This window comes from Curvibacter sp. EU05-FHT14A10 (genome assembly GCF_058791075.1).
The window spans coordinates 13,062-32,705 of sequence record NZ_JBYTDE010000010.1; the positions used below are offsets into that span (position 1 = coordinate 13,062).

At 65.2% G+C, this 19,644-nt stretch carries 21 protein-coding genes; 7 read left to right on the forward strand and 14 right to left on the reverse strand.

Annotated features, from left to right (window positions below):
• Window positions 1–4 precede the first annotated feature (4 nt).
• The gene (locus AC3WUT_RS19025) at window positions 5–658 is read left to right on the forward strand and encodes a DedA family protein (protein WP_492348654.1); all 654 of its coding nucleotides are present in this window, start codon (window positions 5–7) and stop codon (window positions 656–658) included.
• 73 nt (window positions 659–731) lie between these two features.
• Here the strand turns inward: AC3WUT_RS19025 and AC3WUT_RS19030 are convergent, their stop codons facing one another.
• The 3 genes from AC3WUT_RS19030 to tsaE all read right to left on the reverse strand — a co-directional run bounded on the left by AC3WUT_RS19030 (window position 732) and on the right by tsaE (window position 3,347).
• Window positions 732–992: a YMGG-like glycine zipper-containing protein gene (locus AC3WUT_RS19030; protein WP_492348655.1), complete on the reverse strand. Its 261-nt coding sequence runs from the start codon at window positions 990–992 to the stop codon at window positions 732–734.
• Window positions 993–1,206: 214 nt separating this feature from the next.
• Window positions 1,207–2,754, reverse strand: coding sequence for an N-acetylmuramoyl-L-alanine amidase (locus tag AC3WUT_RS19035; RefSeq protein WP_492348656.1), 1,548 nt, complete (start codon window positions 2,752–2,754; stop codon window positions 1,207–1,209).
• Window positions 2,751–3,347 (reverse strand): tRNA (adenosine(37)-N6)-threonylcarbamoyltransferase complex ATPase subunit type 1 TsaE, encoded by a 597-nt coding sequence (gene tsaE, locus AC3WUT_RS19040; protein WP_492348657.1) that lies wholly within the window; start codon window positions 3,345–3,347, stop codon window positions 2,751–2,753. Before tsaE ends, AC3WUT_RS19035 begins: the two co-directional genes overlap by 4 nt.
• On the opposite strand from tsaE, the gene queG reads away from it, so the two are divergent.
• Entirely contained in the window at window positions 3,327–4,457 is a 1,131-nt protein-coding gene (queG, locus tag AC3WUT_RS19045) for a tRNA epoxyqueuosine(34) reductase QueG (RefSeq protein WP_492348658.1), read from the forward strand. The genes tsaE and queG overlap by 21 nt on opposite strands.
• Here queG and AC3WUT_RS19050 read toward each other — a convergent pair.
• Window positions 4,396–5,301, reverse strand: coding sequence for an AEC family transporter (locus AC3WUT_RS19050; RefSeq protein ID WP_492348659.1), 906 nt, complete (start codon window positions 5,299–5,301; stop codon window positions 4,396–4,398). The genes queG and AC3WUT_RS19050 overlap by 62 nt on opposite strands.
• A gap of 124 nt (window positions 5,302–5,425) precedes the next feature.
• Here AC3WUT_RS19050 and AC3WUT_RS19055 point away from each other — a divergent pair, with 124 nt between their 5' ends.
• The 3 genes from AC3WUT_RS19055 (at window position 5,426) to AC3WUT_RS19065 (ending at window position 8,506) form a co-directional block, all read left to right on the forward strand.
• A complete protein-coding gene (locus tag AC3WUT_RS19055) occupies window positions 5,426–6,391 on the forward strand; it encodes a tripartite tricarboxylate transporter substrate binding protein BugE (RefSeq protein ID WP_492348660.1) in 966 nt (321 codons plus the stop codon).
• Window positions 6,392–6,519: 128 nt separating this feature from the next.
• Window positions 6,520–7,449: a site-specific tyrosine recombinase XerD gene (gene xerD / locus AC3WUT_RS19060; RefSeq protein WP_492348661.1), complete on the forward strand. Its 930-nt coding sequence runs from the start codon at window positions 6,520–6,522 to the stop codon at window positions 7,447–7,449.
• A 64-nt stretch (window positions 7,450–7,513) separates the two neighbouring features.
• Window positions 7,514–8,506, forward strand: coding sequence for a Bug family tripartite tricarboxylate transporter substrate binding protein (locus AC3WUT_RS19065; protein WP_492348662.1), 993 nt, complete (start codon window positions 7,514–7,516; stop codon window positions 8,504–8,506).
• 52 nt (window positions 8,507–8,558) lie between these two features.
• Here the strand turns inward: AC3WUT_RS19065 and AC3WUT_RS19070 are convergent, their stop codons facing one another.
• From AC3WUT_RS19070 to AC3WUT_RS19080, 3 genes are all read right to left on the reverse strand, one after another.
• Window positions 8,559–9,857 carry an EAL and HDOD domain-containing protein gene (locus AC3WUT_RS19070; protein WP_492348663.1) on the reverse strand — a complete coding sequence of 433 codons (1,299 nt, stop codon included), beginning with the start codon at window positions 9,855–9,857 and terminating at the stop codon, window positions 8,559–8,561.
• Between the two features lie 60 nt (window positions 9,858–9,917).
• Entirely contained in the window at window positions 9,918–11,201 is a 1,284-nt protein-coding gene (locus AC3WUT_RS19075; RefSeq protein ID WP_492348664.1) for an EAL and HDOD domain-containing protein, read from the reverse strand.
• Between the two features lie 78 nt (window positions 11,202–11,279).
• Window positions 11,280–12,098: a ferritin-like domain-containing protein gene (locus tag AC3WUT_RS19080; protein WP_492348665.1), complete on the reverse strand. Its 819-nt coding sequence runs from the start codon at window positions 12,096–12,098 to the stop codon at window positions 11,280–11,282.
• Between the two features lie 87 nt (window positions 12,099–12,185).
• Here AC3WUT_RS19080 and AC3WUT_RS19085 point away from each other — a divergent pair, with 87 nt between their 5' ends.
• Both AC3WUT_RS19085 and hslO read left to right on the forward strand, forming a co-directional pair.
• A complete protein-coding gene (locus tag AC3WUT_RS19085; protein WP_492348666.1) occupies window positions 12,186–12,710 on the forward strand; it encodes a gamma carbonic anhydrase family protein in 525 nt (174 codons plus the stop codon).
• A gap of 44 nt (window positions 12,711–12,754) precedes the next feature.
• Window positions 12,755–13,747 (forward strand): Hsp33 family molecular chaperone HslO, encoded by a 993-nt coding sequence (gene hslO / locus AC3WUT_RS19090; protein WP_492348667.1) that lies wholly within the window; start codon window positions 12,755–12,757, stop codon window positions 13,745–13,747.
• Between the two features lie 62 nt (window positions 13,748–13,809).
• Here the strand turns inward: hslO and AC3WUT_RS19095 are convergent, their stop codons facing one another.
• From AC3WUT_RS19095 to pyrG, 7 genes are read right to left on the reverse strand one after another with little or no spacing between them, the layout of a single operon-like run.
• On the reverse strand, window positions 13,810–14,490 hold the full coding sequence (locus AC3WUT_RS19095) for an AAA family ATPase (protein ID WP_492348668.1): 681 nt from the start codon (window positions 14,488–14,490) through the stop codon (window positions 13,810–13,812).
• Window positions 14,483–15,130 (reverse strand): nicotinamide riboside transporter PnuC, encoded by a 648-nt coding sequence (pnuC, locus tag AC3WUT_RS19100; protein WP_492348669.1) that lies wholly within the window; start codon window positions 15,128–15,130, stop codon window positions 14,483–14,485. Before pnuC ends, AC3WUT_RS19095 begins: the two co-directional genes overlap by 8 nt.
• A 34-nt stretch (window positions 15,131–15,164) precedes the next feature.
• Window positions 15,165–15,440 (reverse strand): cell division protein FtsB, encoded by a 276-nt coding sequence (ftsB, locus tag AC3WUT_RS19105; RefSeq protein WP_492348670.1) that lies wholly within the window; start codon window positions 15,438–15,440, stop codon window positions 15,165–15,167.
• 31 nt (window positions 15,441–15,471) lie between these two features.
• Window positions 15,472–16,755 carry a phosphopyruvate hydratase gene (eno, locus tag AC3WUT_RS19110; RefSeq protein WP_492348671.1) on the reverse strand — a complete coding sequence of 428 codons (1,284 nt, stop codon included), beginning with the start codon at window positions 16,753–16,755 and terminating at the stop codon, window positions 15,472–15,474.
• 47 nt (window positions 16,756–16,802) lie between these two features.
• A complete protein-coding gene (locus AC3WUT_RS19115) occupies window positions 16,803–17,090 on the reverse strand; it encodes a DUF1330 domain-containing protein (RefSeq protein ID WP_492348672.1) in 288 nt (95 codons plus the stop codon).
• Window positions 17,087–17,941: a 3-deoxy-8-phosphooctulonate synthase gene (gene kdsA, locus AC3WUT_RS19120; protein ID WP_492348673.1), complete on the reverse strand. Its 855-nt coding sequence runs from the start codon at window positions 17,939–17,941 to the stop codon at window positions 17,087–17,089. The genes AC3WUT_RS19115 and kdsA overlap by 4 nt, the downstream gene beginning before the upstream one ends.
• Window positions 17,942–17,958: 17 nt before the next feature.
• Entirely contained in the window at window positions 17,959–19,605 is a 1,647-nt protein-coding gene (gene pyrG / locus AC3WUT_RS19125) for a CTP synthase (protein ID WP_492348674.1), read from the reverse strand.
• Between the last annotated feature and the right edge of the window lie 39 nt (window positions 19,606–19,644).

Consider the following 19,644-nt stretch of genomic DNA (forward strand, 5'->3'; position numbering starts at 1 on the left):
GCCCATGGAAATCATTGCCTCATTGATCGACTTCATCATTCACGTCGACAAATACCTCGAGTTCTTCGTGCAGAACTACGGCCTGTGGGTCTATGCGCTGCTGTTTGCCATCGTGTTCGTCGAGACCGGCCTGGTGGTCATGCCCTTCTTGCCGGGCGACTCGCTGCTTTTCATTGTCGGGGCCATGGGCGGGGCGGGTTTGCTGAACCTGCCCTTGGCTGCCGTGGTGTTGGTGGTGGCCGCCATTCTGGGCGACCAGTGCAATTACCAGATCGGCCGGTTTTTCGGCCCCCGGGTGTTCCAGTGGGAGAACTCGCGCTTTTTCAACCGGGACGCGTTCAACCAGGCCCACGCCTTTTATGAGCGTTACGGAGGCATCACGGTGATCCTGGCGCGCTTCATGCCCTTCATTCGCACCTTTGCCCCCTTTGTGGCGGGCGTGGCGGCCATGACCCGTCGCCGTTTCACGGCTTATAACGTGGCGGGGGCGGTGATCTGGGTGGTGGGGGTCTGCGCCATCGGCTACCTTTTCGGCAACCTGCCTTGGGTGAAGCAGCATTTCGAGAAAATCATCTGGGCGATGATCCTGCTGCCGGGCCTGCTGGCCCTGTGGGGCGCCTGGAAGGGCCGCCGCTCCGGTGGGGCGGCCCAGGCCTGAGAACGTCGGTTCGTTCCAAGGGGCCGTTGCACCACACAGGCTCGCCGGCTGTGTGCGTGAACGGCGCTCAGCGTCAGCGACGGCCCTTGCTGAGTTCGTTGCCTGCCAAGGCGCCTGCTGCCGCGCCGGCCACCACGCCCAGGGTGCTGCCGAACAGCACGCTGCCGGTGGCGCCACCCACCACCGCGCCAGCCACCGTACCCACTTGCTGGTGGGTGGGGCGGGAGGCGCAGGCGCCCAGGGACAGGCTCAGTGCCAGCACGGTGAGCAGGGTCAGCCGACGGGAAGAAGGGAGCGCCAGGCTGGGGGCGGTCCGAAGGGTGTGGTTTTTCATGGGATTCCTTTGAACAGGTCGGGAGGGCGGTGGATCCGCCAAGACTCTGTTCGGAACTTTACAAACATGAGCCACCACCATCTGTTTGAAACTCGGCATTGATGTGTTGCCAAGGTTTCAAATAAGTCCAGATGTTTCAAAAATAGGCCTATTCGGTCATTAATGACGAATTGCCGGCAATTTGATCGACTCACCGCGCCCCATGGCGGGCGCTTCAGGCACTGCGGTTGCGTGCCAGTGGCGGGTTGCGCGAGAAATAGCGCTCGATGCCCCGCATGACGGCATCGGCCAACTGATTCTGGTACTCAGGGCTGCGCAGGCGGGCTTCTTCTTCGGGGTTGCTGATGAAGGCCGTCTCGACCAGCACACTGGGGATGTCGGGCGCCTTGAGCACGGCAAAGCCGGCCTGCTCGACCTTGGGCTTGTGCAGTCGTCCGACGGCGCTGATCTCACCCAGCAGGGCGGTGCCCAGCTTCAGGCTGTCGTTGATCTGCGCCGTGGTGCTCATGTCGAGCAGGGCGCGTTGCACGGTGGCATCCTGCACCTTCACGTTCAGGCCGCCCACCTGATCAGCCCGGTTCTCCTTGTCGGCCATCCAACGGGCCGCCGCACTGGAGGCGCCACTCTGGCTGAGCGCGAACACACTGGCTCCGCGGGCCGCCGGGGTGATGAAGGCGTCGGCATGGATGCTCACGAACAGGTCGGCCTGCACGCGCCGGGCCTTGTCCACCCGCACATGCAAGGGCACGAAGAAGTCGGCATCGCGGGTCATGAAGGCCCGCATCGGGTTGCCCTTGACCGTGGTGGCGTTGATGCGTTCACGCAGCAGGTGGGCGATGCTGAGCACCACGTCCTTCTCGCGCGTGCCCGAAGGGCCCGTGGCGCCTGGGTCTTCGCCGCCGTGGCCCGGGTCCAGCGCGATGATGATGAGGCGGTCGGTGGCCTGGGTCTCGGCGTTGTCGTTGGCCGGGGGCCTGGCAGGGCGCGGCGCGGGGCCAGGGGGGCTGGCGTTGGCTGAAGCCTGGGTTGTTGGGCTCGTGCCAGGGCCGCTGAGGCTGGGGCTGGGCTTGAGCTCCGGGCGGCCTGGGGGGCTCACGGGGGCGGAGCTTGCGGAGGGCGCGGTTGCATGGGGGTTGCGCTGCGCAATCAATTCTCCCAGGGGGTCGGGCAGTGGCGCGGGCTTGCCTGCGCTGCCACTGGGGGGGGCGGTGGTGACGGCGGTGGCCGGCGCATGCACCGCTTGTCGGCTGTCCTGAAGGCGTTCTGCGATCAGGGCTTCCAGTGGGTCGACTGTCACCGTGGGGTACAGGTCGAAGACCAGCCGGTGCTGGTAGGCGGCCACCGGGGGCAGGGTGAAGACCTGGGGCAAGGCTGCCTGTTTGAGGTCAATCACCAGCCGGACCACCCCTGGGGCGTACTGGCCGACCCGGATCCCGCTGATGAAGGGGTCGTCGGCCTTCACCTTGGCCACCAACTCCCGAAGGGCCGGGTTCATCTCGATGCCGTCGATGTCCACGGCCAGTCGTGGCGGGTTGGCCACAAAGGTCTGCCGCGCGGCCAGTGCGCCATCGGATTCGATGGTCACCCGGGTGTAGTCTGGCGCGGGCCACACCCGCACGGCCACGATGCTGGCACCCCAGGCCAACTCGGTCAGCCCCATCAGCAGCACCACGCCACCGGCCTGCAAGGCCTGGCGGCGGCGCAGCAGGACGGGTACCTGTGGGGTCTCTGCGTGCGCGTTCAGGTGGGGGTGGCGGCTCATGCTCGCAAGGCCTCCAGCAAGGTCTGGCCCAGCGGGGTGGCGGCTTGCAACACGACCTGGCGGGCGGCCGCGGGGGCCTCGGCCGTGTCGGCGCTGTCATCATCCGGCGTCTCGTCCGATCCCAGCACCGTCAACTGCAGCACCAGGTCGGGCACGGGCAGCATGCCCTGGGCCTTGTCGGGCCATTCGGCCAGCTTCAGGCCCGGGCTGGCAAACAGGTCCCGAAAGCCGGCCTCCTCCCATTCACGGGGATCGTTGAAGCGGTAGAAATCAAAGTGCCAGATGCGCAGCACCTGCTCACCCTGGCGGGCTTCATGGGGCTCAACCACGGCGTAGGTGGGGCTTTTGATCCGTCCCTGCACGCCCAACTCGCGCAGCAGGTGGCGCACAAATGTGGTCTTGCCGGCGCCCAGATCCCCCTGCAACTCGATGAAGGCATGGCGCACACCAGGCAAGGCGGCCAGACGGCGGGCGAAGGCCTGGGTATCGGTTTCGTGGCTCCAGATCAGCGTGGCAGAAGACAGGTGGGGCGACATGGGCGACATGGACAACAGGGTTCCTACAATTCCGGGGTGCAAATCAATGGCCATCAACTTGTATCCGACATCCAGGGCTGGGCCCGGGCGCTGGGATTTTCTCAAATCGGCGTCGCCGGCATCGATCTGGCGAGTGCCGAGCCAGGCTTGGAGGCCTGGCTGGCTGCCGGGTTCCACGGCAGCATGAATTACATGGCGGCGCACGGGCTGAAGCGGGCCCGGCCAGCCGAACTGGTGCCGGGCACGGTCAGCGTGCTGACCGCGCGCATGGATTATCTGCCCGCCAGCACCCCAGCCGACTGGACCGGGCATGAACTGGCGCGATTGCAGCGTCCCGGCGAGGCGGTGGTGTCCTTGTATGCGCGGGGCCGTGACTACCACAAGGTGTTGCGCAGCCGATTGCAAAAACTGGCCGAGCGCATGGCCGCCGAGTTGGGGCCTCTGGGGCACCGGGTGTTCACCGATTCGGCCCCGGTGCTGGAGGCCGAACTGGCCGCCCGCAGTGGCCAGGGCTGGCGCGGCAAGCACACCCTGGTGCTGAACCGCGACGGGGGTTCGATGTTCTTCCTCGGTGAGATCTACCTGGACATCGCCTTGCCGCCCACTGAACCGGTCACGGCGCACTGCGGCCAGTGCAGCGCCTGTGTACAGGCCTGCCCTACGCAGGCCATCGTGGCGCCCCACCGGGTGGATGCGCGGCGCTGTGTCTCTTACCTCACCATCGAGCACGATGGCCCGATCGACCTGGCCCTGCGTCCGCTGTTGGGCAACCGCATCTACGGCTGCGATGATTGCCAACTGGTGTGCCCCTGGAACAAGTTTGCGCAACGCTCGCCCTTGCCCGATTTCGACGAGCGCGCCGGCCTGTCAGGCCAGACGCTGGCGCATTTGCTGGGCTGGTCCGAGGGCGAGTTTCTGCGCCGCACCGAGGGCAGTCCGATCCGTCGCATCGGCCATTGGCGCTGGGTGCGCAATCTGAGCGTGGCGGCCGGCAATGCCCTGCAGGGTGGCCTGGCGGGTGACGAGGCCGTGGTGCTGCGCCAGGCCCTGGCGGCACATCAGGCCGGTGCCGACGCGGTGTTGGCCGAGCACCTGGCCTGGGCGCTTAGCGCAGCACCCCCAGGGCAAAGGGCAGGCTCGCCATGCCCAGCAGGGTCGACAGGGTGACCAGGCCAGCCACATAGGGGCCGTTGTAGCCCATGCGGGCGGCCAGCACATAGCAGGTCGAGGCGGTGGGCAGGGCTGAAAACGCCAGCAGCACCGTGGTCTGCACGGTGTCCAGCCCGAAGGCGCGGGCCAGGCCCCAGGCCAGCAGTGGCAGCACCAGGTGTCGGATGGACAGAACGGCCACGGCCAGGGTGCGGGCCTTGGCCAGTTGCCCGATCTCCATGCCTGCGCCGGCCGACATCAAGCCCAGTGCCAGCGAAGCCGCGCCGATGCGGCTGACCGTCGGGTCCAGCCAGACCGGCATGGTGAAGCCCGCCAGATTGGCCAGCAGCCCGCTGGCCGTGGCCAGCACCAAGGGGTTGCGCAGAATCTCGCCCACGAAGCCGCGCTTGGCGTGGCGTGCCATGGGCCAGACCGCAGCCACGTTGAAAATCGGCACGCAAACGCCGATCAACACCGCGATCAGCAACATGCCCTGGGGCCCGGCGAGCCGGTCGGTGATGGCCAGGGCAATGAATGAATTGAAGCGGAACGCCACCTGCACGCTGGCCGGGTGCTCACGCCCGCGCATGAAGCGGCCCACGAACGGCAAGTGAGGCAGCGCATACGACAGCCCAATGCCCGACACCCCCATCAACACCCCGGCCGTGAGCAGCGAGGACGCCTCGCCCAGGTTCAGCGGGCTTTTCACGATGGAGTGGAACAGCAGCACCGGAAACAGAAAGAAATACACCAGGCTCTCGACCTGTTGCCACACGGTGCGGTTCAGCGCGGTGTATCGGCACAACAGAAAGCCGCAGAGAATCAGCGAAAAATCGGGGAAGAGCAGTTGGGCGTAGTTCACCGGTCGAGAATAACAGTCAGGGGGCAACAGGGTTTGTCACTAGCTGCTTTCCACAGGGGCAGAGGTCGGGCTAGCCGTTACGATCTCGCACTCATTCAAGAACGCGTTGACTAGGAGAATTCAAATGCATCGTCGTACCTGGATTGCTGCACTCGCTGTGAGCACATTGACCGGTGCCGTGTGGGCGCAGTCTTACCCGACCAAGGCCATTCAGTTGGTCGTTCCGTTTGCGCCAGGGGGCACGACCGACATCATTGCCCGCACCATCGCTGACCCGCTGGGCAAGGTGCTGGGGCAACCCGTGGTGGTGATCAACAAGGCGGGCGGCGGCGGCGTGGTGGGGGCCACCGAAACGGCGCGTGCGGTGCCCGATGGCTACAGCCTGGGCGTGGCCACGGTCTCGACCACGGCCGCCAACCCCGCCATCAACCCCAAGATCCCGTACAACCCGCTGACCGACTTCAGCCCCATCGTCAACGTGGCGGCCACGCCGAACGTGATTGCGGTGCACCCGAGCTTTCCGGGCAAGGACTACAAGAGCTTTCTGGCCGAGGTGAAGAAGTCGCCCGGCAAGTACTCGTACTCGTCGTCGGGCACCGGGGGCATTGGCCACCTGCAGATGGAGCTCTACAAGAACCTGGCGGGCGTGTTCGTCACCCACATCCCTTACCGGGGTGCGGGTCCGGCCTTGAACGACACGGTGGCGGGTCAGGTGCCGATGATTTTCGACAACATGCCCTCGGCCATGCCCTTTGTGCGTGAAAACCGGCTGATCCCCATCGTGGTGGCCGCCCCCACGCGTTTGGCGGCCTTGCCCAATGTGCCCACCTTCAAGGAGGTCGGGCTGGAGCCGGTGAACCGCATGGCCTACTACGGCATCTATGGCCCCAAGGGCCTGCCCAAGGAGGTGGTGGACAAGATCAACGCCGGCGTGCGCAAGGCCCTGGAAGATCCGGCCGTGCGCAAGCGCATCGAAGACACCGGTTCGATCATCGTGGGCAACACCCCCGAGCAGTTCGCCGACCAGATCAAGGCGGAGTTCGAGGTCTACAAGCGCGTGGTGCAGCAGCAGAAGCTCACCCTGGATTGAGCTTGTGAACCTTCGGGCTCGGCGAGGCCTGTTCGGGCCCTGATGCCACAGGCCGGTTGCTTGCCACAGCAACCGGCCTTTTTTGCGTCTGGGGCATGGCATAGTTCGGGCTCTGCCTGCCCTCATCCATGTCCACGCTGACCCAGCCCACATCGACGCCTGTCCCCACGCCACGCAGCCAGGGCCTGATCGACAGCTTCATCGATGCCCTGTGGCTCGAAGACGGCCTGTCACAGAACACCCTGGCGGCCTACCGGCGTGATCTGAGCCTGTTTGCTGGCGCGCTGGCCCAGCAGGGCTTGTCGCTCGATGGGGCTGGCGAGGCGCACATCCAGCAGTACTTTGCCCAACGCCATGCGCAGAGCCGCATCACCACTTCCAACCGGCGGCTGACCGTGCTGCGCCGGTATTTCCATTGGGCCCTGCGCGAGCGGCACATCTCGGTGGACCCCACGCTGCGACTGCAGGCGGCGCGTCAGCCGCTGCGCGTGCCCAAGACCCTCAGCGAGGCCCAGGTCGAGGCCTTGCTGGCGGCCCCTGATACCAGCACTCCGCTGGGTCTGCGCGACCGGGCCATGCTGGAGCTGGTCTATGCCAGTGGCCTGCGGGTGTCCGAGCTGGTGGGCTTGCGCCTGCATGAGGTGGGCCTGGCTGAAGGCGTGCTCAAGGCCCAGGGCAAGGGCGGCAAGGAGCGGCTGGTGCCTTTCGGCGAAGTGGCGCGCGACTGGCTGCAGGCCTACCTGGCGCAGGCCCGGCCGGTCATCCTGGGGGGGCAGCTCAGTGACGACCTGTTTGTCACCCAGCGTGGGCAGGGCATGACCCGGGCCATGTTCTGGGTCATCGTTCGAAAAAATGCCGAGCAGGCCGGCATCCGATCGCCGTTGTCGCCGCACACGTTGCGCCACGCGTTTGCCACTCACCTGCTCAACCACGGGGCCGATTTGCGCGCCGTGCAGATGCTGCTCGGCCATGCTGACATCTCGACCACCACCATCTACACCCATGTGGCCCGGGAGCGCCTGCGCCAGCTGCATGCCCAACATCACCCACGGGGCTGAGGCCGGCGAATATGCTGATGCTGAGCCCTCCAGCCTGGTCCCCACCTCTTGCTTTGGAGTTTTCATGTTCCTGAACTCACGCCGCCAATTGCTGGCCCGGTCCTCTGCCCTGGGCCTGTTGCCTGTCGCCCGAGGGGCCTGGGCGCAGGCCACGCCGGCCTGGCCCACGCGCCCGGTGCGCCTGCTGGTGGCCTATCCCCCCGGCGGCGTGAGCGATGTGGTGGCCCGCCTGCTGGCCGAGCGCCTGCAAGGCCCGTTGGGGCAGCCTGTGGTGATCGAGAACAAGGCCGGTGCCAGTGGGGCGATTGCCATGGACGCGGTGGCCAAGGCCGCCCCCGATGGCTACACCCTGGGCTTCAGTGCCATCAGCCCGCTGACCCTGAGCCCCCACCTGGGCAAGCTGCCCTATGACCCGGCCCATGACCTCGTGCCGGTGGTGAACGTGATGGCTTCGCCGGTGCTGCTGTTGGCCACGCCAGGGTCGGGTTTGAACGATTTTGCCGGGCTGCTGGCGCAGGCGCGCAAGCAGCCGGGGCAGGTGCGTTGGGCCACGGCCGGTCAGGCCTCACTGGGCCACATCATGCTGGAGCAACTGCGGGCTGCGGCCCAGGTGGACATCACGCACGTGCCGTACAAGGGCGGCGGGCAACAGATGACGGACGCCTTGAGCGGCCAGTTTGAGGTCTTGTCGACCAATGCCAGCGCCGCCGTGCTGCAGCATGTGAAGAGCGGGCGCCTGCAGCCTTTGGCGGTGGGTGCAGCCAGCCGCCTGGAGGCCCTGCCCAAGGTGCCCACACTGGCCGAGTTGGGCTACCCCGCAGCCAACCTGGCGTCGCAGTTCGGGTTGCTGGCTCCGGCCCGCACGCCGGTGGCCGTGGTGGAGCGCATCAATGCCGAGGTGAACCGGGTGCTGGCCCAGCCCGATGTGCGCAGCCGGCTGCTGGCCAGCGAAAACCTGCCTGCAGGGGGCAAGGCCAGTGATTTCGCCCGCTTGATTGCCCAGGAGTCCGAGGCCAACGCCCGCATCATCCGGCAGGCTGGCATCAAGGCAGATTGAGGCCCAGGGCCCGCCCATCCACCCGCCGCTGCGGTGGGTGGGGCCGAGAGCCTCAGTCGTTGAGCGACTCGGCCCAATCCAGGGCTTGAAGGTGGGCCCAGTTGACCTGGCGGTTGGACAGGTGCAGTTCGGTGGCCACGCGGGCAAACACCGCGTCATCCCCTGATTCGCAAGCGATGGTCAGCTCCAGGAAGGGCCAGAACACACCGGTCTTGTTCAGCAGGGCATCGACCACGTTCTGCGGCAGCGAAACCGTGTTGAGCGCCTTGTCCAGCGAGATGCCCAGCATGGTGTCGAGCAGCGAGAACACCCCCACGATGAAGGCGTTGTCGCATTCCTCGGCGGGCAGCAGTTCGGCGGCCAGCAACTCCATCAGGCGCCCACGCACCACGGCGGTGGTGCCCACCGCGGGCGGTGCACCATCCTTCGACGTGGTGAGCAGCAGGGCGGCCCAGCGGAACAGCTTTTTCATGCCGAGCATCATCACGGCATGGCGGAACGAAGTGACCTCGACCTGCAGGCCGAAGCCGGCCGAATTGATGAAGCGCAGCAGGTTGAAAGACAGGGTGGGGTCTTTCTTGAGCAGTTCCTCGATGTCGCCCGCGTCGGCCTGTTTGCGTACCAGGTTGATCAACTGGATGATGGTGGCCTGCGAAGGGCGGATGGTCTTGGCCTGAACCAGCGAGGGCTTGGCGAACCAGAAGCCCTGGAAAAGCTTCACGCCCAGCTTGGCCATGCGCTCGAACTGTTCGGCGGTCTCCACCTTCTCGGCGATCATCTCGGCCTTGGTGTTGGCTCGGGCGAACTTGACCAGGGGCTCGGCCAGCTCAGGCTTCAGGATGTTCATCTCGATCTTGATGAACGAGGCCAGCGGCAGCCACGAGGCATAGGCCCGGCGCAGCATCATGTGCGGAAACGCCAGCCGGAAACCACGCTCGCGCAGGTCTTTCAGAATCAAGGCCCGCTGCTCGATCAGCTCCACGTCATCGGTGGGCATGGGCGGCACTTCCAGCACCACTTTTTCGGGGCTGATCAGCTCCAGGTGTCCCCCGGCCAGGCTGTCATGGGTGCAGTTGATGAACACCGTCTTCTTGCCCACCAGGGCTTCGGTGCCGGCATAGGACAAGGCATTGAACAGCAAGGCCGCGTCGCTGGCGGCGGTGTGGCTGGCACCGCGGGTGGAGCGGTCAAAAAGCTCGTAGCCGTAGACGGCACGGTGTTCGTCCACGATGGCCTGGCGCGCGATCACCGAGGCGTTTTCGTCTTCGGCCGGGTTGCCCGCCGCGTTGTCGGCGATTCTGTCCAGTGGCGACAGGGCACTGTCGCCCGGCGGGGCTTCGTTGGAACTCATGGGGTGTCCTTCCTGCATTGCTTTGATCTGTGTCGGGCCGATGGCGCCAAGCTGACCCGCTCAGGTCTCATTGACCATCTGGTCGGCCCAGGCCAAGGCCTGCAAATGAGCCCAGTTGGCTTGCTGGCCGCTCAGCTTGAGGGCTTGACAGGCCAGGTTGAAGCGCACTTCGTCACCCAGCTCGCAGGCTTCTGCCAGCTCCAGCAACGGGGCGTAGGGGCCTTCCTTGTTCAGCAGCACGTCTGTCACGGTGTGGGGCAGGGTCAGGGTTTCCAGGGCCTGGTCCAGCGGCACGCCCAACATCACGTCGAGCAGCGAGAAGATGCCCACCACGAAGGCGTTGTCGGCATCCTCGGGGCTCATCACCTGTTCGGCCAGCAGTTCCATCAGGCGCCCGCGCACCACGGCCATGTTGCCGATGGTGGCCGGCGAGTTGTCGGCGCGGGTGGCTGTGAGCAGCAGGGCCGCCCAGCGGAACAGCTTCTTGAGGCCCAAGAGCATGACGGCCTGACGGAAGGAGGTGACTTCGCGGGCGTAGCCAAAGCCTGCCGAGTTGATCAGGCGCAGCAGGTTGAAGGCCAGGCCCGCGTCCTTTTTCAGCACTTCCTCGATCTCATCGGTGCTGGCCTGGTTGCGCACCAGCTTGAGCAATTGCAGGATGTGCGCCTGTGACGGCGACACCATGCGGGTCTTGACCAGCGTCGGGCGCGCGAACCAGTACCCCTGGAACAACTGCACGCCCAGGCTGGACACGCGGTCGTATTGCTCGGCCGTTTCGACCTTCTCGGCAATCAGGGCGGCATCGGTGCTGCGGCGGGCGTTCTTGACCACCTCTTTCAGGTCATTGTTGGCAATCAGTGCCAGATCCAGCTTCACGAACGTGGCCAGCGGGCGCCACAGCGCATAGGCCGGTTCGAGCACAAACTGCCCGAAGGCAAGCCGAAAGCCCCGCTGACGCAGCTGGGCCAGGATGGGCAGGCGGTGCTCCACGTTCTGGGGGGCCGGGTCGTCCAGGGGCGGGATTTCCAGCACCAGGCGCTCGGGGTTGACCAGATCCAGGTGACCGCCCGCCAGACTGTCATGGGTGCAGTTGACAAACAGGAACAGCTTGCCGAACAGGTCCTCTTCACCGACGTGCGAGAGGGCATTGAACACCAGGGACACGTCCGAAGCCGCCGTGTGGTCGCCGCTGGCCTGGCTGCGGTCGAACAGTTCGTAGCCCACGACATTGTGGGAGGCATCGACGATGGCTTGGCGGGCAATCATGGGCGCCTGGGTTTGTCCGTTGGCCATTGATGGAGCCCCGCCGGCAGCAGGGGCGTTGTTCGGACGTACAGCAGTCATGTGGGGAGGCCTTTCACGGCCGCTATTTTAGAGATGAACGGGGCTCAAGACGCTCTTGACGGACTCCCAAGCGGTGCTTTACCCGTTTTGCAGCCATTCCATCTCGATTTCCGTGAAACCTGCCGCACGCCGGGCCTGGTCGTTGAAGGGGGGGCGCATGCGCGGGGCCTCGTGGCGGCGCGTCAGCTCGGGGTAGAGCGCCACCGGGTCCAGGCCCTGACGCTCGCACAGCCAGCGGTACCAGTGGTTGCCGATGGCCACGTGACCGACTTCGTCGCGCAGGATGATGTCCAGCACGCTGACGGCCTCGAGCGCGTCGGGTGTGCCAATGCGCCGCAGCTTGGTCTGGATCAGCGGAGTGGCATCCAGGCCCCGAGCCTCCATGGTGCGAGGCACCAGGGCCATGCGGGCCACGATGTCGTCCGCAGTCCGCTCGCACATGGACCACAGGCCCTGGTGGGCCGGAAAGTCGCCGTAGTCCCAGGGGTGCCCGTTGTGGGGCATGCGTTGCAATTGTGCACGCAGCAGTTCGAAGTGGTAGGCCTCCTCACGGGCCACCCGCAGCCAATCGGTGTAGAAGGCCTCGGGCATGTCCGCAAAACGCCAGACCGCATCAAGGGCCAGATTGATGGCGTTGAATTCGATGTGTGCGATCGAGTGCAGCAAAGCGGCCCGCCCTTCCACCGTGCTGGGCGACCGTTTGACCACTTCGGTGTGCTTGACCAAGGGTGGGCGGTCGGGGTGGCCGGGCAGCAGGGCGCCAGCGGGGGCTTGCAGCCGGGTGTTCACGGCCAGGGCCAACGCACCAGCCTGCTCGTGCAAGGCCACGGTGGCCGCCACTTTTTGGGCGGGATCGGTGAGGCACAAGACCTCCAATGCACGTTGACGTAGCTCCATCTCTACAATTCTAGGCTGCGCCGCCGGGCCTGCCCGGCACTTGATGGCTGACAAAGCGGCCCCAAATGAACCCACTGGAGACAATGAATGGCAGTGTATGAACTCGACGGGGTGGCCCCGGAAGTGGCCGAATCGGCCTGGATTGCAGACAGCGCACAGGTGATGGGCCGGGTCAGCCTGGGGCAGGACGCCAGCGTCTGGTTTGGCACGGTGGTGCGTGGGGACACCGAATCCATCACCATCGGTGAAGGCTCCAACATCCAGGACGCCAGTGTCTTGCACGCCGACATCGGCAAGCCGCTGGTGGTGGGGCGCCATGTGACCGTGGGGCATCAGGTCATGTTGCACGGGTGCACCATTGGCGACGAATCGCTGATCGGCATCGGTGCGGTGGTGCTCAACGGGGCCCGCATCGGCAAGAACTGCCTGGTGGGGGCCGGCTCGCTGGTCACGGAGGGCAAGGAGTTCCCGGACGGTTCGATGATCATCGGCAGTCCGGCCAAGGCGATCCGCCAGCTCAGCCCCGAGCAGATTGAAGGGCTTCGCCAGAGTGCGAAGCATTACATCGACAACGCCCGCCGTTTCAAGGTGGGTTTGCGTCGCGTCGACTGAGCTCCCGGGCTTGTTCGAGGTGGCGATTTTCAGGATTTTTTTGCGTGTCTGAACTTCATAAATTTCTTTTTGATGGCCTGCCGGTGCGCGGCATGATCGTGCGCCTGACCGATGCCTGGACCGAGGTCCTGGCCCGGCGTGCCGCCAACTCGGCCACCGGGGCCTACCCGGTGCCGGTGCGCGAGCTGTTGGGTGAGATGGCCGCGGCCAGCGTGCTGATGCAGTCCAACATCAAGTTCAATGGGGCCTTGGTGCTGCAGGTGTTCGGCGACGGACCCGTGCGTGTGGCCGTGGCGGAAGCCCAGCCCGACCTGAGCCTTCGTGTCACGGCCACCCTGGTCGGCGAAGTGCCCGAGCAGGCGCGCCTGAGCGAGATGGTCAATGTCCACAACAAGGGGCGCTGCGCCATCACCCTGGACCCCAAGGACAAGTTCCCGGGCCAACAGCCCTACCAGGGGGTGGTGCCCCTGTTCGATGACCATGGCCACAAGCTGGAAAAGCTCAGCTCGGTGCTGGAGCATTACATGCTGCAAAGCGAACAGCTCGACACCTGCCTGGTGCTGGCGGCCGACGACAAGGTGGCTGCGGGCCTGCTGATCCAGCGGCTGCCGCTCGAAGGCGAGGGCAACTTGGCCGGCAGCCTGCGCTCTGCAGCCAATGAGGACGAGATCGGCCTGAACGAGCACTACAACCGCATCGCCCTGCTGGCCGGCAGCCTCAAGCGTGAGGAACTGCTGACGCTGGATGTGGACACCATCCTGCGTCGTCTGTTCTGGGAAGAAAAAGTGGTTCGCTTTGAACCCCTGAAGGGGGACACTGCACCGCGCTTTGCCTGCAGCTGCAGCCGCGAGCGCGTGGGCCAGATGATCCGTGGCCTGGGCACGGAAGAGGTCGAAAGCATCCTGGCGGAGCAAGGGCAGATCGAGGTGGGCTGCGAGTTCTGCGGCCAGCAATACCATTTCGATGCGGTGGACGCGGCCACGCTGTTCACCCGCACCGAGCATCACCTGGCGCCTGGCACCAAGACCGTGCAATGAAAAGAAGGCACCAGATGGGTGCCTCAGGCTGCCAAAATGCCCCTTGATGGGGCGTTTTTGTTTCAGGACCCGCGTGCCAGCAAGCCCGAAAAGAGCTTGTGCTCACAGGCACCGTCGCTGCAATGCTCGCAGCGCCAGGGGCGGTTCAGCACGTTTTCGTCGCGCAGGCTGGCGATGCGTTCGAGCAGGCGGTTGCGCTGGGGCAGGCTGGGCAATCGGGTCAGTGTCAGCAGCGCGTTCTGCAGGCGGCGCTCCCCCGTGCCGTACACCACCTGGTAGGGCAGGCTGTGGCTGCTCAGAGCCAGGCGCAGCCGGGCATCCACCGGTTCACGCACCTGAGGGCCGTCCCGCTGCAGGCCATCGGCCACCCAGGGCAGGTCCAGGCCGGTCAGCAGGGTGAGTGCATAGCCCTGCTGATGGCGCGCCGCGTCGGCGTACAGGCGGATGTCCTGGAACAACAGGTCGCTGTACACCGCGGTCATCAGGGGGGTGGTGTCGGCCAGCACCAGCGCAGTGTGGCGGGCGGCCTCCACGATGCGCCGGGCTTGTTCCCGGGCAATGGCGGCTTGTTCGTCGGGACGGGGGGTGCGGGCCTCGTGCTCACACCATTCGCGCAGGTATTCCGGCACCACGGTGCAGGCGATGCCACAGTCGTTCAGGGCCTGGCCCAGGGCCAGGCTCAGGGCCGTCTTGCCGGTGCTTTCTGCACCCAGCAGGGCCACGCGCAGCCCGGTTTCAGCCATGGGCTTGAACCACGGTCTGGTGTTGCTGCCCTTGCTGTTGCCGCCAGGCCCGCCAGCCCACCACGCTCAGGGCGCTGAACAAGGCGTACAGCACGGTGGTCAGCCACAGGCCCTTGTAGGCAAACAGGCCGATGCAGACCAGGTTGACGATCAGCCACACCAACCAGTTTTCGGTCAGCTTGAGCCCCAGCAGCACTTGCCCCACCAGGCTGGCGGCGGTCGGGAAGGCATCCCACCAAGGCACGTCGGAGTCGGTGTAGCGCTGCAGGAACCACCCGGTCAGCGGCCACAGGGCCACACAGGCCACCACCACGCCCAGGCGTCCGCGCGTGCCCATGGAGCTGATGCGCAGCGCCTGGCGCGGTGTGCCGTCTGGGGTTTGGCGGCCTTGCAGCCATTGCGACCAGCCCCACAGCGCCAGCGCCACAAAAAAAGCCTGCAGCAAGGCATCGCCATACAGGCGGTTGCGCCAGAACAGCAGCAGGTAGAGGGCCGAGCTCAGTATCGCCAGCGGCCAGCCCCAATGAATTTCGCGGATGTTGCAGGCCACCATGGCCAGGGCGAGGGCAAATGCCACGACCTCAAGCCAGCTGGTGGGGGCGCCCCAGAGTTCAAACGCGGTGGTGAACAGGGCATCCATGAAGAGGAGGCGCCGCAGCCATCAGGCCGGGCGCTTATTTGGTGATCTGGACGAAGATCTCGTTGGGCCTGACCATGCCCAGCTCGATGCGGGCACGTTCTTCGACCATGGCCAGCCCTTCCTTGAGGTCGTTGACCTCGGAGGCGAGCTGGTCGTTGATGCGCTGCGCCGCCGCGTTGCGGGCCTGCTGCTCGTCGATTTTCTGCTGCAGGCTGGCGACGTTGGGAATGCTGCCGCGACCCAGCCAGAGCTGGGCATGCAGCAGGCCCAGCATGGCCAGCAGGATCAGCGGAAGCAGTCGAAGGCCCATGGCGGTCTCAGCCCATCAGCGCCGTGGCGGCTCAGCGCAGGTTGTAGAACGCAGCACGGCCCGGGTAGACGGCCACGTCGCCCAGGTCTTCTTCGATGCGAAGCAGCTGGTTGTACTTGGCCATGCGGTCGCTGCGGCTCATCGAACCGGTCTTGATCTGGCCGGCGTTGGTGCCCACGGCGATGTCAGCAATGGTGGAGTCTTCGGTTTCGCCCGAGCGGTGCGAGATCACGGCGGTGTAGCCGGCGACCTTGGCCATTTCGATGGCCTGGAAGGTTTCGGTCAGGGTGCCGATCTGGTTGATCTTGATCAGGATCGAGTTGGCGATGCCCTTGTCGATGCCTTCTTTCAGGATCTTGGTGTTGGTCACGAACAGGTCGTCACCCACGATCTGAACCTTCTGGCCCAGGCGTTCGGTCAGGTGCTTCCAACCGTCCCAGTCGCCTTCGGCCATGCCGTCTTCGATGCTGATGATGGGGTACTTGTCGCACCAGGTGGCCAGGATGTTGGTCCATTCTTCGGCCGACAGCACCAAACCTTCGCCTTCGAGGTGGTACTTGCCATCCTTGTAGAACTCGCTGGCAGCGCAGTCCAGGCCCAGGGCGATCTGCTCGCCGGCCACGAATCCGGCCTTGTCGATGGCTTCCAGGATCAGCTGGATGGCGGCCTCATGGCTGGCCACGCTGGGGGCAAAGCCGCCTTCGTCGCCCACGGCGGTGCTCATGCCCTTGTCGTGGATGATCTTCTTGAGGGCGTGGAACACTTCGGCGCCGTAACGCACGGCTTCACGGAAGGTGGGGGCGCCCACCGGGATGATCATCAGCTCTTGCAGGTCGAGGTTGTTGTTGGCGTGCGCGCCACCGTTGATGACGTTCATCATCGGCACCGGCAGTTGCATGCCACCCATGCCGCCAAAGTAGCGGTACAGGGGCAGGCCCGATTCTTCGGCCGCAGCGCGGGCCACGGCCATGGACACGGCCAGCATGGCATTGGCGCCCAGGCGGCTCTTGTTGTCGGTGCCATCCAGATCGATCAGGGTCTTGTCCAGGAAAGCCTGCTCGGAGGCGTCCAGGCCCAGCACGGCCTCGGAGATCTCGGTGTTGATGTGTTCGACGGCCTTGAGCACGCCCTTGCCCAGGTAGCGCGACTTGTCGCCGTCACGCAGTTCGATGGCTTCACGGCTGCCGGTGGAGGCGCCCGAGGGCACGGCGGCGCGGCCCATCACGCCCGATTCGAGCAGAACGTCGCATTCGACGGTGGGGTTGCCGCGGCTGTCCAGGACTTCACGGCCGACGATGTCTACGATTGCACTCATGTTGTCTTCTTTCAAAACAAAACAAAAACGGTTTGCAGTCGGGGCGCTCAGACCCCTTCAACCACGATCATGCGCATGATGGCCGCGCCCTCACGGGCCGCACGGGCTTGCCCGTATTCGGGCGAATCATAAAAGACCCGGGCGGCGGCCACACTTGCAAACTTCAGGACGACCAGGCGTTCTGGCGCCCAGTCACCTTCCAACACCTCGACCTGGCCTCCGCGCACACACACCTCGGCCTGGTGGGCCTGGATGGCGGCGGTGGACCATTGGCGGTACTCGTCGTACTGCGCAGGGTTGGTGACCGTGACGTTCGCAATGATGTACGCACTCACTGGAAATCGCTCTCCAGGAAGGGTGTCTTTTTGGTGACCAAATCCAACGCGAGCAAGGTCTCCAGCAAGGCCTTCATGCGCTTGAGCGGCACGGCATTCGGGCCGTCGCTCAGGGCTTCGCTGGGGTTGGGATGGGTTTCCATGAACAGGCCGGCCACACCCACCGCCACGGCAGCACGGGCCAGCACTGGCACCATTTCACGCTGGCCGCCTGAGCTGGTGCCCTGGCCACCGGGCAGCTGAACGCTGTGGGTGGCATCGAACACCACCGGGGCGCCGGTTTCACGCATGATGGCCAGGCTGCGCATGTCGCTGACGAGGTTGTTGTAGCCGAAGCTGGCGCCGCGTTCGCAGGCCATGAAGCTGTCCTCGGGCAGGCCGGCGTCGCGGGCGGCGGCACGGGCCTTGTCGATGACGTTCTTCATGTCGTGGGGCGCGAGGAACTGCCCCTTCTTGATGTTCACCGGCTTGCCGGACTGGGCCACGGCGCGAATGAAATCGGTTTGCCGGCACAGGAAGGCCGGTGTCTGCAGCACATCGACCACGGCGGCCACGGCCGGGATCTCGGCCTCGCTGTGCACATCGGTGAGGATGGGCACGTTCAGCTCTTTCTTGACCTTGGCCAGGATCTCCAGGCCGCGCTCCATGCCCGGCCCCCGGAAAGTGGTGCCCGAGGATCGGTTGGCCTTGTCGTAGCTGCTCTTGAAGATGAACGGGATGCCGAGTGCCGAGGTGATTTCCTTCAGCGTGCCGGCGGTGTCCATCTGCAATTGCTCGGACTCGACCACACAGGGCCCGGCGATCAGGAAGAAGCGTTGGTCAAGACCGATGTCGAAGCCGCAGAGTTTCATGGTGTTTCCCAGGCCTTTCAGGCCGCAGTCTTGTGGTCCAGTGCCGCCTTGATGAAGGCGTTGAACAGCGGGTGGCCGTCCCAGGGGGTGGATTTGAACTCAGGGTGGAACTGCACGCCCATGAACCACGGGTGCACGCTTTGCGGCAGCTCGACGATTTCGGTCAGGTGCTCACGCTGCGTCAGGGCCGAGATCACCAGGCCCGCTTCGCGCAGCTGGTCCAGGTAGTTCACGTTGGCTTCGTAGCGGTGGCGATGGCGTTCGGTCACCACGTCGCCGTAGATCTTGTGGGCCAGGGTGCCGGGGGTCACGTCGGAGCTCTGGGCGCCCAGGCGCATGGTGCCGCCCAGGTCGGAGTTCTCGTCGCGCTTCTTGATGGTGCCGTCGGCGTCTTTCCACTCGGTGATCAGGGCGATCACGGGGTGGGGCGAGTCGGGTTCGAATTCGGTGCTGTTGGCATCGGTCAGGCCGGCCACGTGGCGTGCGTATTCAATGGTGGCCACCTGCATGCCCAGGCAGATGCCCAGGTAAGGCAGCTTGTGCTCGCGAGCGTACTGGGCCGCACAGATCTTGCCTTCGACGCCGCGCTTGCCAAAGCCGCCCGGCACCAGGATGGCGTCGTATTGGCCCAGGCGCTTCACGTCCTGCGGGGTGATGGTTTCAGAGTCGACGTAGTCGATCTTGACCGCGACATGGTTCTTCATGCCGGCATGGCGCAGCGCTTCGTTGAGTGATTTGTAGCTGTCGGACAGGTCGACGTACTTGCCCACCATGGCGATCTTGACCTCGCCCTTGGGGTTCTCGGTCTCGAACACCAGATCGTCCCAGCGCTTGAGCTTGGTCGGCGGCGTGTTCAGGCGCAGCTTGTCGCAGATCAGGCCGTCCAGGCCCTGCTCGTGCAGCATGCGGGGCACTTTGTAGATGGTGTTCACGTCCCACATGGAGATCACGCCCCATTCGGGCACGTTGGTGAACAGCGAGATCTTGGCGCGTTCGTCTTCCGGGATGCGGCGGTCGGCACGGCACAGCAGCGCATCGGCCTGGATGCCGATTTCGCGCAGCTTCTGCACGGTGTGCTGGGTGGGCTTGGTCTTGAGTTCGCCGGCCGCAGCGATCCAGGGCACGTAGGTCAGGTGCACGAAGGCCGCGTTGTTCGGGCCCATGCGCAGGCTCATCTGGCGTGCGGCTTCCAGGAAGGGCAGCGATTCGATGTCGCCGACGGTGCCGCCGATCTCGACGATGGCCACGTCCACCTCATCCGGGGTGCCGATGCCGGCGCCGCGCTTGACGTATTCCTGGATCTCATTGGTGATGTGCGGGATCACCTGAACGGTCTTGCCCAGGTAGTCACCGCGGCGTTCTTTTTCCAGCACCGACTGGTAGATCCGGCCGGTGGTGAAATTGTTGGTCTTGTTCATGCGCGTTTCGATGAAACGCTCGTAGTGGCCCAGGTCGAGGTCGGTCTCTGCGCCGTCATCGGTCACGAACACCTCGCCGTGCTGGAACGGCGACATCGTGCCCGGATCGACGTTGATGTACGGATCGAGCTTGATGAGAGTGACTTTGAGGCCTCGCGATTCGAGGATCGCGGCGAGGGAGGCTGAGGCGATTCCCTTGCCCAGGGAAGACACCACACCGCCGGTGACGAAGACAAATTTGGTCATGTCGGGGGGTCGGGAGCAGTTGTCCCGGGAGGTGGTAAA